This is a genomic window from Actinophytocola sp. (assembly GCF_036378875.1).
In the GTDB taxonomy this organism is placed as follows: Bacteria; Actinomycetota; Actinomycetes; order Mycobacteriales; family Pseudonocardiaceae; genus Actinophytocola.
Genome location: NZ_DASUVO010000018.1, coordinates 1 through 12,484, shown reverse-complemented (window position 1 = coordinate 12,484; position 12,484 = coordinate 1). Strand labels below are relative to the sequence as shown.

14 protein-coding genes are annotated in these 12,484 nt (G+C 68.8%); 7 read left to right on the top strand and 7 right to left on the bottom strand.

The window, feature by feature from the left end:
- Nucleotides 1-46: 46 nt before the first annotated feature.
- Nucleotides 47-781: a glucose 1-dehydrogenase gene (locus tag VF106_RS04990; protein ID WP_330838358.1), complete on the top strand. Its 735-nt coding sequence runs from the start codon at nt 47-49 to the stop codon at nt 779-781.
- A gap of 3 nt (nt 782-784) precedes the next feature.
- On the opposite strand, the gene VF106_RS04985 is transcribed toward VF106_RS04990, so the two are convergent.
- Genes VF106_RS04985 through VF106_RS04975 form a run of 3 tightly spaced genes read right to left on the bottom strand, consistent with a single transcriptional unit; the run spans nt 785 to nt 3,470 of the window.
- On the bottom strand, nt 785-1,573 hold the full coding sequence (locus tag VF106_RS04985; RefSeq protein ID WP_330838408.1) for an SDR family NAD(P)-dependent oxidoreductase: 789 nt from the start codon (nt 1,571-1,573) through the stop codon (nt 785-787).
- Nucleotides 1,573-2,322, bottom strand: coding sequence for an SDR family oxidoreductase (locus VF106_RS04980; RefSeq protein WP_330838357.1), 750 nt, complete (start codon nt 2,320-2,322; stop codon nt 1,573-1,575). Before VF106_RS04980 ends, VF106_RS04985 begins: the two co-directional genes overlap by 1 nt.
- On the bottom strand, nt 2,319-3,470 hold the full coding sequence (locus VF106_RS04975; RefSeq protein WP_330838356.1) for an acetyl-CoA C-acetyltransferase: 1,152 nt from the start codon (nt 3,468-3,470) through the stop codon (nt 2,319-2,321). Before VF106_RS04975 ends, VF106_RS04980 begins: the two co-directional genes overlap by 4 nt.
- A gap of 44 nt (nt 3,471-3,514) precedes the next feature.
- Between VF106_RS04975 and VF106_RS04970 the strand changes: the two genes are divergently transcribed.
- The 3 genes from VF106_RS04970 to VF106_RS04960 all read left to right on the top strand — a co-directional run bounded on the left by VF106_RS04970 (nt 3,515) and on the right by VF106_RS04960 (nt 6,540).
- Complete coding sequence (locus VF106_RS04970; protein ID WP_330838355.1) at nt 3,515-4,105, top strand: TetR/AcrR family transcriptional regulator; 591 nt, start codon at nt 3,515-3,517, stop codon at nt 4,103-4,105.
- Between the two features lie 62 nt (nt 4,106-4,167).
- Nucleotides 4,168-4,806, top strand: coding sequence for a class I SAM-dependent methyltransferase (locus tag VF106_RS04965; protein WP_330838354.1), 639 nt, complete (start codon nt 4,168-4,170; stop codon nt 4,804-4,806).
- A gap of 81 nt (nt 4,807-4,887) precedes the next feature.
- The gene (locus tag VF106_RS04960) at nt 4,888-6,540 is read left to right on the top strand and encodes a purine-cytosine permease family protein (protein WP_330838353.1); all 1,653 of its coding nucleotides are present in this window, start codon (nt 4,888-4,890) and stop codon (nt 6,538-6,540) included.
- Nucleotides 6,541-6,601: 61 nt separating this feature from the next.
- On the opposite strand, the gene VF106_RS04955 is transcribed toward VF106_RS04960, so the two are convergent.
- The gene (locus tag VF106_RS04955; RefSeq protein ID WP_330838352.1) at nt 6,602-7,189 is read right to left on the bottom strand and encodes a TetR/AcrR family transcriptional regulator; all 588 of its coding nucleotides are present in this window, start codon (nt 7,187-7,189) and stop codon (nt 6,602-6,604) included.
- A gap of 96 nt (nt 7,190-7,285) precedes the next feature.
- Between VF106_RS04955 and VF106_RS04950 the strand changes: the two genes are divergently transcribed.
- Complete coding sequence (locus VF106_RS04950; protein WP_330838351.1) at nt 7,286-7,702, top strand: VOC family protein; 417 nt, start codon at nt 7,286-7,288, stop codon at nt 7,700-7,702.
- Here VF106_RS04950 and VF106_RS04945 read toward each other — a convergent pair.
- Nucleotides 7,680-9,128: a FadD3 family acyl-CoA ligase gene (locus VF106_RS04945; RefSeq protein ID WP_330838350.1), complete on the bottom strand. Its 1,449-nt coding sequence runs from the start codon at nt 9,126-9,128 to the stop codon at nt 7,680-7,682. The genes VF106_RS04950 and VF106_RS04945 overlap by 23 nt on opposite strands.
- Nucleotides 9,129-9,233: 105 nt before the next feature.
- Between VF106_RS04945 and VF106_RS04940 the strand changes: the two genes are divergently transcribed.
- Nucleotides 9,234-10,400 (top strand): serine hydrolase domain-containing protein, encoded by a 1,167-nt coding sequence (locus VF106_RS04940; RefSeq protein WP_330838349.1) that lies wholly within the window; start codon nt 9,234-9,236, stop codon nt 10,398-10,400.
- A gap of 7 nt (nt 10,401-10,407) precedes the next feature.
- Here the strand turns inward: VF106_RS04940 and VF106_RS04935 are convergent, their stop codons facing one another.
- Together VF106_RS04935 and VF106_RS04930 are read right to left on the bottom strand one after the other, a co-directional pair.
- Nucleotides 10,408-10,707, bottom strand: a complete 300-nt coding sequence (locus VF106_RS04935) for a hypothetical protein (RefSeq protein ID WP_330838348.1) — start codon at nt 10,705-10,707, stop codon at nt 10,408-10,410.
- An 18-nt stretch (nt 10,708-10,725) separates the two neighbouring features.
- A complete protein-coding gene (locus VF106_RS04930) occupies nt 10,726-11,013 on the bottom strand; it encodes a hypothetical protein (RefSeq protein ID WP_330838347.1) in 288 nt (95 codons plus the stop codon).
- Between the two features lie 243 nt (nt 11,014-11,256).
- On the opposite strand from VF106_RS04930, the gene VF106_RS04925 reads away from it, so the two are divergent.
- Nucleotides 11,257-12,484: 2-isopropylmalate synthase (locus VF106_RS04925; RefSeq protein WP_330838346.1), on the top strand; the 1,228-nt coding region annotated here is incomplete at its 3' end.

Here is a 12,484-nt window from a genome sequence, read left to right as displayed (position 1 = left end):
TCGGCACGCCCTGTCGCCGCCGTGTCGTCGTGGACAGGCTGGCGTCATGGCAAAGATCGCACTCATCACCGGCGGCACGAGCGGCATGGGCCTGGCGACAGCGCGGCGGTTGACCGCCGACGGCGCGCAGGTGGTCATCACCGGGCGGGACAAGGCAAAGCTCGACGCCGCGGCCGAAGAACTTGGCGTTCTCGCGGTGCCCGGCGACGTGGCGAACCTGGCCGACCTCGACACGCTCACCGACGTGGTCCGGGACCGGTACGGACGGCTGGACGTGGTGTTCGCCAACGCCGGCGTGGCGTCGTTCGGGCCGCAGGGCGAGATCACCGAGGCCGAGTTCGACCGCGTAGTGGACATCAACCTCAAGGGCGTGTTCTTCACGATCCAGAAGACCGTGCCGCTGCTGGCCAGCGGCGGCGCGATCGTGATCAACGCGTCGTGGACGCTGCACCGCGGCATGGCCGGAGCATCCCTTTACGCGGCAACGAAAGCAGCCGTGCACAACCTGGCGCACACGCTCGCGGCCGAGCTGGCGCCCAAGGGCATCCGCGTCAACTCCGTGAGCCCCGGCTACATCGAGACCCCCATGTTCCACGACAACGTCTCGCCGGAGGCCCAGCCAGGCGTGGTCGCCGCGGTGGCCGCCGGTCGGTTCGGCACCGCGGAGGACGTCGCGGGTGCGGTGGCTTTCCTCGCCTCCGACGAGGCGTCCTACATCAACGGACAGGACCTGGTCATCGACGGCGGCCTGGTCGCCGCGATGGTCCGCCCCATGCTGTGACGCTCACGCGCCGTAGACGGGGATCTCCTCGGGTGTCTTGGCGATCAGCTCCGCCACCGCGGCGCCGACCTCCGTCACCGGCCAGCGGCTGCCCCGGTCCACCGACGGGCCGCGCTGGTGGCCCTGCACCACGCCGATCTTGCCGCCCTCGATCTCGAACACGCGACCCGTCACGCCGGCCGACTCCTCGCTGCCCAGCCACACCACCAGCGGGGCGATGTCCTCCGGGCCCGCGAGATCGGGGAACAGCTTCTCGGTCATGCGGGTGCGGGCCGACGGGGCGATCGCGTTCACCGTCACCCCGTATCGGGCGAGTTCGGCCGCCGCCACCAGGGTCAGACCCAGGATGCCGGCCTTCGCCGCCGAGTAGTTGGCCTGGCCGACGCTGCCGAACAGGCCGGCGCCCGAGCTGGTGTTGATGACCCGGCCGTGCACCTGCTCGCCGGCCTTCGACCTGGTGCGCCAGTGTTCCGCCGCGTGCCGCATGGTCAGGAAGTGGGCCTTCAGGTGCACGCGCACCACGTCGTCCCACTCCTGTTCACTCGTCGACACCAGCATGCGGTCCCGTACGATGCCGGCGTTGTTGACGAGCACGTCCAGGCGGCCGTACTCGTCGACAGCCTTGTCCACCAACGACTTCGCACCGTCCCAGGTGGACACGTCGGCATCGTGGTCGCCGCCTTCGACGTCGTTGACGAGCACGTGGGCGCCCTGTCTGGTGAACTCCTCGGCGTGTGCCGCGCCGATTCCCCTGGCACCGCCCGTGATCACCACTACCCGACCTTCGCAGATCACGAGATCTCCTCCGCGTTAGACGCGTCCAGGAACGCCGGTCGCTCACCGCCGCCGTGCACGGTCAGCGTGCTGCCCGTGACGTAGGCGGCCGCCGGTGACGCCAGGTACAGGCAGGCCTCGGCGACGTCGGCCGGGGTTGCCATACGGCCCATGGGAATCGTCGCGCCGACCGCCGCCACGCCTGCCTCGTCGCCGTAGTGCATTGGGGACAGTTCGGTGTCCACCGGTCCCACCACGACCGTGTTGACCCGGACCTTCGGCGCCCACTCCACCGCGAGCGAGGTCGCCAGGTTCGCCAGGCCCGCCTTCGCCGCGCCGTACGCGGCGGTGCCTGGCGACGGCCGGGTGCCGGACACGCTGCCGATCATCACGATCGCGCCACCCGAATCCTGTTGCCGCATCACGGTGTTCGCGCGCTGGGACACGTGAAGAGGCGCGAGCAGGTTCAGCTCGATGATCTTCTGGTGCAGACGTGGCGAGGCCGTGGCCGCCAGCACCGGAGGCGCACCGCCCGCGTTGTTGACGACCACGTCCAGACGGCCGTACTCATCCACCACAGTGGACACGAGAGTGTCCACCTGCGCCGGATCGCGGACATCAGCCCTGACGTACCGCACCTCGCTGTCCGCCTCGGACCGACCGCACGTCACGACATGTGCGCCCGCCTTGGCGAACGCACGCACGATGCCCAGGCCGACGCCCCGGGTTCCCCCAGTTACGAGGACAACCTTGTCCGCAAAGGTCACAGGCGCTCCAGGATCGTCACGTTCGCCTGTCCGCCGCCCTCGCACATGGTCTGCAGGCCGTAGCGACCGCCCGTGCGTTCCAGGTTGGCGAGCAACGTGGTCATCAGCCGGGCACCCGTGGCGCCGAGGGGGTGGCCGAGTCCGATCGCGCCGCCGGTGACGTTCACGATGTCGGGATCCGCGCCCGTCTCCCGCAGCCACGCCAGCACCACGCTGGCGAACGCCTCGTTGATCTCCACGAGGTCGATGTCCGCGATGGTCAGACCGGCCCGGGACAGCGCGTACTCGGTGGCGGCGATGGGCGCGTCCAGCATGATCACTGGATCGCCACCCCGCGCGCTGAGGTGGTGCACCCTGGCCCGTGGCGTGAGGTTGTGCGCCCGCAACGCGCGTTCCGACACGACCAGCAACGCGGCCGCGCCGTCGGATATCTGGCTCGCCAGCGCAGCGGTGAGCCGGCCGTCCGGGACCAACGTCTTCAACCCGGCCATCTTCTCCAGGCTGGTGTCGCGGCGGGGGCACTCGTCCACCGACACCTCGCCGACCGGCGCGATCTCCCCGGCGAACCAGCCGGCGTCGATCGCGGCGATGGCGCGCTGGTGGCTGCGCAGCGCGAAGTCCTCCATCTCGGCACGCGTGACACCCCACTTCGCCGCGATCATCTCGGCGCCGCGGAACTGGGAGATCTCCTGGTCGCCGTAGCGGGCACGCCAGCCCTCCGACGTCGAGAACGGGTCGGGGAAGCCGTGTTCCCTGCCGGCGAGCATGGCCGCCGAGATGGGGATGGCGCTCATGTTCTGCACGCCGCCGGCCACCACGATGTCCGCGGTGCCCGACATGACGGCCTGAGCGGCGAAGTGGACGGCCTGCTGCGACGAGCCGCACTGCCGGTCCACTGTCACCCCCGGCACCTCCGACGGGAGGCCGGCCGCGAGCCAGCAGGTCCGGGCGATGTCCCCGGCCTGAGGTCCGATCGTGTCGACGCATCCGAAGATCACGTCGTCCACCAGGGCAGGGTCAACTGGGACACGGTCGAAGAGCGCACGCAGGACGTGCGCGCCAAGATCGGCCGGGTGCACGGCGGACAAACCGCCGCCGCGCCGGCCGACCGGCGTGCGGACCGCATCGACGATGAAGGCGTCAGCCACGATGCTAGGCTACCAAGCTAGCGCTTGGGTGTGGGAGTGAGAACATGGCGGAATCACGGAGCAGGCCCTCCGAGCGGCGTGCCGACCTGGTGCGGATCGCGGCGGAACTCTTCGCCGAACGTGGCTACCGGGCCACCACGGTTCGCCACATCGGGGACGCCGCCGGCGTGCTGTCCGGCAGCCTCTACCACCACTTCGACTCGAAGGAGACCATCCTCGACGAGCTGCTTTCGAGCTACCTCAACGAGCTGGTCGAGACCTACCGCGAAATCGCCGGCGGCAAGCCCGTCACCGCGCTGCGCGGCCTCGTCACCGAGGCCTTCCGCTCGCTCGGCGAGCACCGCGCGGCCATCACGGTGCTGCAGAACGAGCGCAACTACCTGCGCACGATCCCCCGGTTCGCCTATCTCACCAAGGCCGAGGAGGAGGTCAGGCGGATCTGGATCACGGTGCTCCGGGACGGCATCGAGACGGGCAGCTTCCGCGCCGACCTCGACCCGGAGATCACCTACCGATTCCTGCGTGACTCCGTGTGGGTGGCGGTGCGCTGGTTCCGCCAGGACGGCCGCCTCGCCCCGGAACAGCTCGCGGACCAGTACCTTCGCCTGATTCTCCAGGGCATCACGAACAGATAACCGCCTGGGCGTAAGCTGTGCGCGGTCTGAGCCTCCACGCCCTTGCACGATTGGGGAACATCATGCCGCTGGGGTCTGCCGTACGGCGTGTACTCGGCCCGCTCGAGCCGACCGCGATCCGCATCTACCGCGACGCCTTCATCGACCTCAAGAGCCTCGCGGTCACGATCGGCTCACTGGCGCCCGACGCCAAGCGCGTGCTGGAGATCGGCTGCGGGGACGGCGTGATGGCGGCCTCGCTGCGCGAGGTGATGCCGAACATCGAGCTGCTCGGCATCGACCCGGGCATCGCCGAGCCGGGCCGGATGTACGAGGGCGACCGGCGCGGGATCGAGTTCCGGAAGGTGCTGACGACGCAGCTGCTCGAGGAGGGCGTCGCCCCCTTCGACCTCATCGTGATCTGCGACGTGCTCCACCACGTGCAGGAGGCGGACCGCGAGCAGGTGCTCCTGGACGCCGCCGCGCTGACGGCGCCGGGTGGCACGGTGGCCGTCAAGGACTGGGAGCGTCGCCCCGGTATCGGCTCGTCCATGGCCTACTACGCGGACCGCTGGGTCTCCGGCGACGCCACCGTGCGCTTCATGCCGCTCGACGAGATCAACGGCCTGATCGAGAAGACGATGCCGGGCTGGCACCGGACGTGCGAGACCCGCATCCCGCCGCGGCGCTCGAACGTGCTGATCACCATGCAGAAGCCCTGATCGGCGCGGATATACGATTGTTGTCACCGTCTCGACACCGACCGTCACACCGACGCAACGTTCGGTTCCTAGCTTCGGTCCATGACCGAGACGGTGGCACCACAGCGCAGCTACGCACCTCTCGCCGCGAACGAGAACCGCGAGGACTACTCCCTGCGGTTCGCGGCACATTCGTTCCGGAGATGGTCGCCGCTCGTCGTGGCCGGCACCGCGCTCGGCGGCATCGCCTACCTGGCTGACTTCGCCATCGGTGCGAGCATCGTCCTCACCTACGGCTTCTCGTCCGGGGTGTTGGCGATCCTCGCCGCCGCCGTGATCATCTTCCTGACCGGCATCCCCATCGCGGCAGCGTGCGCGCGATACGGCGTGGACATGGACCTGCTGACGCGGGGCGCCGGCTTCGGCTACTTCGGTTCGACGCTGACCTCGCTGGTGTACGCCAGCTTCACGGTGATCTTCTTCTCGCTCGAGGGGTCGATCATGGCGCAGGCGTTCGAACTCGCGGTTGGGCTGCCGCTGGCAGTCGGGTACCTCCTGTCGACGCTGATCGTCCTGCCCTTCGCGCTGTACGGCATGGGTGCGGTCGCGAAGATGCAGACATGGACGCAGCCGATCTGGATCGCCGGGCTGATCCTTCCGTTCGTGGTGGTGGCCGTCCGGGAACCCGCGCGGCTCGGCGAGTTCGCGTCGTTCGCGGGGCTCGACGGCGACGGCGGCACGTTCTCCGCCATCGGTTTCGGGCTCGGCATGGGCGTCGCGCTGTCGCTGATCGGGCAGATCGGTGAGCAGGCCGACTACCTGCGGTTCATGCCAGCGAAAACGCCTACGAACAAGCGGGCCTGGTGGACGGCGGTGATCGCGGCCGGTCCGGGCTGGGTGATCCTCGGCGCCGCGAAGCAGATCGGTGGCGCGCTGCTGGCGTTCCTGGCACTCGGCGCCGTCGGCTCGACGGCCGCACTCGAACCCATCGCGCCCTACCTGGAGGCGGTGCGGCCCGCGCTCGGCCCCGTGGCGCTGACGTTCGCGGCCATCTTCGTGGTGGTCTCGCAAATCAAGATCAATACGACGAACGCGTACTCGGGGTCGCTGTCGTTCGCGAACTTCTTCTCCCGCGTGCTGCACAAGCACCCCGGCCGCGTCTGGTACGTGCTGGTGAACTGCGGGATCGCACTGGCACTCATGGAGTTCGGCGCGTTCGGGCTGCTGAACAAGATCCTCGGCTTCTACTCGAACGTGGCCATCGCGTGGATCGGCGCGGTGTGCGCGGACCTGGTGATCGCGAAGCCGCTCGGCCTGTCGCCCCGGTATGTCGAGTTCAAGCGGGCGTACCTGCACAAGATCAACCCGGTCGGGTTCGGCTCGATGGTGGTCGCCTCGACACTGTCGATCGCCGCGTACTTCGGCGCGTTCGGGGAGTACATGGCGGCGTTCAGCCCCCTGCTCGCGCTGGTGATCGCGGTCGCACTGGTCCCGGTACTCGCACTCGCGACGAAGGGAAAGTACTACCTGGCCAGGGAGAACACGGTCCGGCTTACGGAGGCGGACCTACTGGCCACGCACGTGTGCGCGGTGTGCGGAGACCCGTACGAGGTCCCGGACATCGCCGACTGCATCAAGCAGCAGGGCCCGATCTGCTCCCTGTGCTGCACCCTCGACGCACAGTGCCACGACGCCTGCCAGGACCCGGAAACCGGCCCAGTACAACTCCCGATGCCCACTGTACGAACCCCCTAACCTCGCGAGTCTCGCTCTCAGCCCCCGCAACTCGCAGGGGCCGAACGCGCGACTCGCGGAGTCAGGTGGGGGTTGGGCGTAGGCCTGTCAGCATTCGGGTTAGTGCGGTCATTGCCTGGTCCAGGTCGCGGGAGGGGTCTGGGCTTGCGGACAGCCAGAGGGCGGCCTCGTTCATCGCGCCGGACAGCAGGTGGGCCAGCGGGATCACCGGCTGGTCCACGAGGGTGCCTTCGTCGATCAACTCCTGCAGCAGTTCCGTCAGGTGGCGCATGGAGGTTGTCGCGTCCAGTTCGCGCCACGTCTGCCAGCCCAGTACCGCTGGGCCGTCGACGAGCATGATCCGGTGGTGGTTGGGGTCCGTGGCCGCGGCCAGGAACGTGCGGCAGCCCTTGATCAGCCGCGTCCACCGGTCCGTGTCGTCGACCTCGCCGACGCGGCGGGCGACCTCCTCGTGCACCTCCGCCAGTACGGCGCGGAACAGGTCGTCCTTGCCCTCGAAGTAGTGGTACAGCGCCCCTTTCGTGACGCCCGCCTTCGCCACGACCTCCGCCAGCGTCACGTTCGGATAGCCCTTCTCCGCGAACAGAGCGCGGGCGAGTCCCACCAGGGACCGGGTGGTCTCTTCACGTTGCTGAGCCTTCGTCCGCATGCTCGGCATCCTAGTTGACATACCTTCGGTCGGTATCTTAACGTCCAGGATACCGACCGAAGGTATGTATCTTTCACTGAGACCAAGGGACCAACCATGCGCATGTCGAGCTTCTATCCCGTGATCTGCACCGACCGGGTCACCGAGACCAGCGACTTCTACGTCCGGCTCCTCGGCTTCGAGGTCGTCTTCACGACCGACTGGTACGTGAGCCTGCGCCGGGGCGACCACGAGTTGGCCGTGCTCGACGCCAGCCACCCGACGATCCCCGAGGGCTACCGCACACCAGTCGCGGGCCTGCTCCTGAACATCGAGGTCGACGACGTCGACGCCGAGTACCGCAGGCTGGTCGCCGGAGAAGGACTCTCGCCCGTGCTCGAGCTGCGCGACGAGCCGTTCGGCCAGCGGCACTTCATCGTCGCCGACCCGGCTGGCGTGCTGGTCGACGTGATCACCGAGATCCCGCCGAGCGCCGAGTACGCGGACAACTTCACCGCCGCAGCTGGATCTTGAGCACCTTCCCGGACGCGTTGCGGGGCAGCTGGTCGACGAACTCGACCTGGCGCGGCATCTTGTAGTTGGCCAGCAAGGTCTTGCAGTGCGCCAGAACGTCCTCAATGGACAGCTCGGTACCGCGGCGGACGACGAACGCCTTGCCCACCTCACCGAGCCGTTCGTCCGGCACACCGACCACAGCGGACTCCACCACCCCCGGCAGGCGGGCCAGCGCCTGCTCCACCTCCGCCGGGTACACGTTGAAACCGCCGCAGATGTACATGTCCTTGAGGCGGTCGGTGATCGACAGGTTCCCGTGCTCGTCGACGCGGCCCACATCGCCGGTGTGCAGCCAGCCGTCCGCGTCGATGGCCGCGCTCGTCGCCTCGGGATCGTCCAGGTAGCCGAGCATCACGTTGGGGCCACGCAGGAGCACCTCGTCCTGGTCGCCGATGCGCAGCTCCATGTCGGCGGCGGGCCGGCCACAGGTGGTGGCGACCGTGCGTGCGTCGTCGCCGGGCGTGCACATGGTGGCCACGACCGCCTCGGTGAGGCCGTACGCGGTGAGGACAGTGCCGAACTCCGCCTGCATCCGCTCGACCAGCGGCACCGGCACGACCGCGGCGCCGGTGACCGCGAGCCGCAACGTCTTCAGGTTGACGTCGGGCAGGTCGAGCATGGTCTGGAAGATCGTCGGCGCGCCGGGCATGACAGTGATCCGCTCGTCGTGCACGAGTGTGGCCGCCTGGGCGGCGTCGTAGACGGCCTGCGGCACGATCGTCGCGCCGGTCAGCACGCACGCGAGGATGCCTGCCTTGTAGCCGAAGCTGTGGAAGAACGGGTTGATCACGAGGTACCGGTCGGCTGAGGTGACCTCGCCGCGTTCGGCCCACGCCCGCGCGACGGCGAGTGCCTGCCGGTGCGCACTCATCGCCCCCTTGCTGCGCCCGGTGGTGCCGGAGGTGAAGAGGATGTCGCTGACGTCGTCCGGGCCAACCTCGACGTCCACAGTAGACGGTTCGAGCGTGCGCCACGGGGTCCCCGGCGAAAGGGGCAGCACGAGCTCCGGCACGCGGTGTCCGCCCGCCCGCAACTCGGCGAGCCGGTCGCGGCCGAGGAAATCGTCGGCCACCACCAGCGCCTTGGCTGCCGTGCGGTCGAGGATGTCCGCGGTCTCCGGGGCGGTGAAGCGGGTGTTGAGGGGCACCAGCGTCGCGCCGGCCGACAGCGCGCCAAGCGCCATCAGGACCCAGTGGTGTGTGTTGGGCGCGCAGATCGCCACCCGGTCGCCGGGCCGCACCCCGCCCCCGACGAACAGTCCGGCGGCGGCGAGCACCTGCTCGTGCAACTCCCGCCAACTCATGCGCACGGGCCCGTCGACGAGTGCCTCGGCGGCACCGAACCGACGCGCGGCGTCCTCGACAGCGGCCGGGATCGTGTCCACGGCACAACTAGAACACGTTCTACACAGCGGGCGCAAGCAGGACCTATTGATCACGTATGACTCGGCCATCGGCCCCCGAGCGGTTCCGGCCGCTAGGTGTAGCTCATGGCAAACCAACACAGCCGGCGAACCGTGCTCGGCGCGGCCCCGGTCGCGGCGCTGGCCGCCCCGGCGACCGCACACGCGAGCGGGCGCGGCTCGCTGCCGGCCGGCCTCCGCCCGGGCGGCGAGTACGACCGGTACGTCGCCGACCTCGCGGAACGGGACGTCTTCTCCGGCACCGTCCTGCTCACACACCGGGGCCGCCCGGTCCTGTCCCGCTCGTACGGCATGGCCGACAGGCGACGGTCGATCCCCAACGGCCCGGACACCATCTACTCACTGGCCTCGGTCACGAAGGTCTTCACCGGTCTGGCCATCGCCCAGCTCGCCGAACGCGGCGCCCTGGAGCTAAACCAGACGCTGGGCACCTATCTCGACGGCTTCCCACCCGAGATCGCGAACGCCGTCACCGTCCACCAGCTACTCCTGCACACGTCAGGTCTCGGCGACTACCTCAGGACCGAGGAGTGGCAGGCGGGCAAGGACACCTGGGACACCCCGGAGGAGGTCATGGCCGGGATCACCCAGATCATCCGCGAGGCCCCGCTCGTGTTCCCACCCGGCACCACAACGGCATACAGCAACTCCGGCTACCACGTGCTCGGCGAGATCGTGGCGGCCGTGACGGAACGCTCGTACCACGACAACGTCCGCGAGCACGTCTTCCAGGCGGCCCGGATGTCCAGTTCGGACTTCTACACCAAGCCGAGGTGGCGGGAGGACCCGCGCATGGCACACCCGTACGCGCTCGACGCGGCGGGCCAGCGGGTGGAGGCACTCGACGGAAACATCGGCATCGGCTTCATCGGCACACCGGCCGGCAACTCCCACGCGACCGCCGGCGACCTGTCACGCTTCATGACCGCCCTGCGCGACAACGAACTCCTCACGCCCGTGCACACCGTCTACCTGGGCAGGAAGGAGCCGGGGCGGTGGACCGACAGCCGGCTGATGCCGCGCCAGCTCAGGTTCGGCACCTACGGCCCGCACGCCCTGCTCGTCAACGACCAGTGGGCCTTCGGGCACAACGGCGGCGCGCCGGGCGTCGGCGCGTATGTTGAATGGTTCCCGGCGAGCGATGTGGTCTCGGTCGTGCTCTGCAACTACGACGCGTTGGTCGTGGCCGACATCGCCGCGACCGCGCGCCGGATCGTCGTCGGCGGTTGGTGAGCCAACATCAGGACAGGCGACGCACCAGCCGTGACAAAACGGCCGAGACCACCAACCAGAACACGGCCGCGAGGCCGTAGTTGACCAGCACCCGCAACTGCGCGCTCTCCGGCATGAACAGGCTCTTGAACGCCAGTGCGAGCGGATCGGCCGTCCTGGCGAAGAACCTGGTGATGCCGTTCGCCGGGTTGGCTTCGCCCACCGTCAGCAGCACATGCACGACGAGGACCAGTGCGAACAGCAGTCCGATCCAGCGGACCACGTTCGCGACGACTCCCACCACGTTCGACCGGGTAACGGTGGACATGGTGGGAGTCTGACACGTTTACCAGCGACCCACGAGCCTTGCGAGCACGCCGGCCACGACCAGCCAGAACACCGCGGCGAGACCGTAGTTGACGATCACGTCGAGCTGGTAGTTCTCGATCGGGAACAGGCCCGGCCAGAACAGGGCGAGTGGTTCCGCCATGGAGGCGATGAAGCGGAAGAACCCGTTGCCCGCGTCCGCGCCGAACAGGATTAAAAGGATGTAGATGACCTCGATGAGCGCGAGGACCGCCCCCACGAGTGAGATAACACGTGCGGCCGTGCCGCTGGCGGTACGAACAGTCATGGCATACGAGTGCCCGCGTTGCGCGTGACGAAACCCGCCACCGTGGAGCAACCCGGTAGCCCGTTCGGCCCACAATGTGGACGCCCGACTTCTGATCCGTCCGGCTCGGTGGTTAGGCTGTCGTCCGTGGCGCGTGCTCTCCTCCTTCGTTGCCGCGACGGGGCCTGACCAGACCGGCTCCCCGCCGCGGGGCGAAGCCTTGCCGGTCTGTCAGAGTCAGTGACCAGCAGGAGACTCCCCCCAATGAGCATTCCGGACGTCCAACGCACCGCGACCAGCAACATCCGCATGCCGGCCCGGCCGGCACCCGCCGACCAGCCCGCATGGAACACCCAGCGCGGCACGTCGATGCCCGTGCACCGCTACAAGCCGTTCGCGCAGCTCGTCGAGCCGATCTCGCTGCCGGACCGGACCTGGCCGGACAAGGTGATCACCCGGGCGCCGCAGTGGTGCGCGGTCGACCTGCGCGACGGTAACCAGGCACTGATCGACCCGATGTCCCCGGCCCGCAAGCGGCGCATGTTCGACCTGCTCATTCGCATGGGCTACAAGGAGATCGAGGTCGGCTTCCCGGCCGCGTCGCAGACGGACTTCGACTTCGTCCGCGAGATCATCGCCGACGGCGCGGTGCCGGACGACGTGTCGATCCAGGTGCTGTCGCAGTGCCGGCCCGAGCTGATCGAGCGGACCTTCGAGGCCCTCGAGGGCGCCAACAAGGCCATCGTCCACATCTACAACTCGACCTCGATCCTGCAGCGGCGCGTGGTGTTCCGCGAGGAGCGCGAGGGCATCAAGAAGATCGCCACCTCGGCGGCGGAGATGGTGCTGGAGTTCGCCGGCAAGTACTCCGACACCGACTTCCGGTTCGAGTACTCGCCCGAGTCCTACACCGGCACCGAGCTGTCGTACGCGGCCGAGGTGTGCAACGCGGTCACCGAGATCTGGCAGCCGACGCCGGACCGGCCGATGATCATCAACCTGCCCGCGACAGTCGAGATGGCCACGCCGAACGTCTACGCCGACTCCATCGAGTGGATGAACCGCAACCTGGAGCGCCGCGACGCGGTCGTGCTCTCGCTGCACCCGCACAACGACCGGGGCACCGGCGTGGCCGCGGCCGAGCTCGGCTACCAGGCAGGCGCGGACCGCATCGAGGGCTGCCTGTTCGGCAACGGCGAGCGCACCGGCAACGTGTGCCTGGTGACGCTGGGCATGAACCTCTTCAGCCAGGGCATCGACCCGCAGGTCGACTTCTCCGACATCGACGAGATCCGCCGCACCGTCGAGTACTGCAACCAGCTCCCGGTCGGCGAACGCCACCCCTGGGGCGGTGACCTGGTGTTCACCGCGTTCTCCGGTTCGCACCAGGACGCCATCAAGAAGGGTCTCGCCGCGCGCAAGCAAGCGGTGGCCCGCGGCGAGCAGCGCTGGGAGGTGCCCTACCTGCCCATCGATCCGTCGGACGTGGGCC

Excerpts from the sequence above, each read along its gene's own strand:
- VF106_RS04940 (WP_330838349.1), top strand. The coding sequence starts at position 9,234 with ATGGCAAACCAACACAGCCGGCGAACCGTGCTCGGCGCGGCCCCGGTC.
- VF106_RS04950 (WP_330838351.1), top strand. The coding sequence starts at position 7,286 with ATGCGCATGTCGAGCTTCTATCCCGTGATCTGCACCGACCGGGTCACC.
- VF106_RS04965 (WP_330838354.1), top strand. The coding sequence starts at position 4,168 with ATGCCGCTGGGGTCTGCCGTACGGCGTGTACTCGGCCCGCTCGAGCCG.
- VF106_RS04955 (WP_330838352.1), bottom strand. The coding sequence starts at position 7,189 with ATGCGGACGAAGGCTCAGCAACGTGAAGAGACCACCCGGTCCCTGGTG.
- VF106_RS04990 (WP_330838358.1), top strand. The coding sequence starts at position 47 with ATGGCAAAGATCGCACTCATCACCGGCGGCACGAGCGGCATGGGCCTG.
- VF106_RS04960 (WP_330838353.1), top strand. The coding sequence starts at position 4,888 with ATGACCGAGACGGTGGCACCACAGCGCAGCTACGCACCTCTCGCCGCG.
- VF106_RS04970 (WP_330838355.1), top strand. The coding sequence starts at position 3,515 with ATGGCGGAATCACGGAGCAGGCCCTCCGAGCGGCGTGCCGACCTGGTG.
- VF106_RS04935 (WP_330838348.1), bottom strand. The coding sequence starts at position 10,707 with ATGTCCACCGTTACCCGGTCGAACGTGGTGGGAGTCGTCGCGAACGTG.
- VF106_RS04930 (WP_330838347.1), bottom strand. The coding sequence starts at position 11,013 with ATGACTGTTCGTACCGCCAGCGGCACGGCCGCACGTGTTATCTCACTC.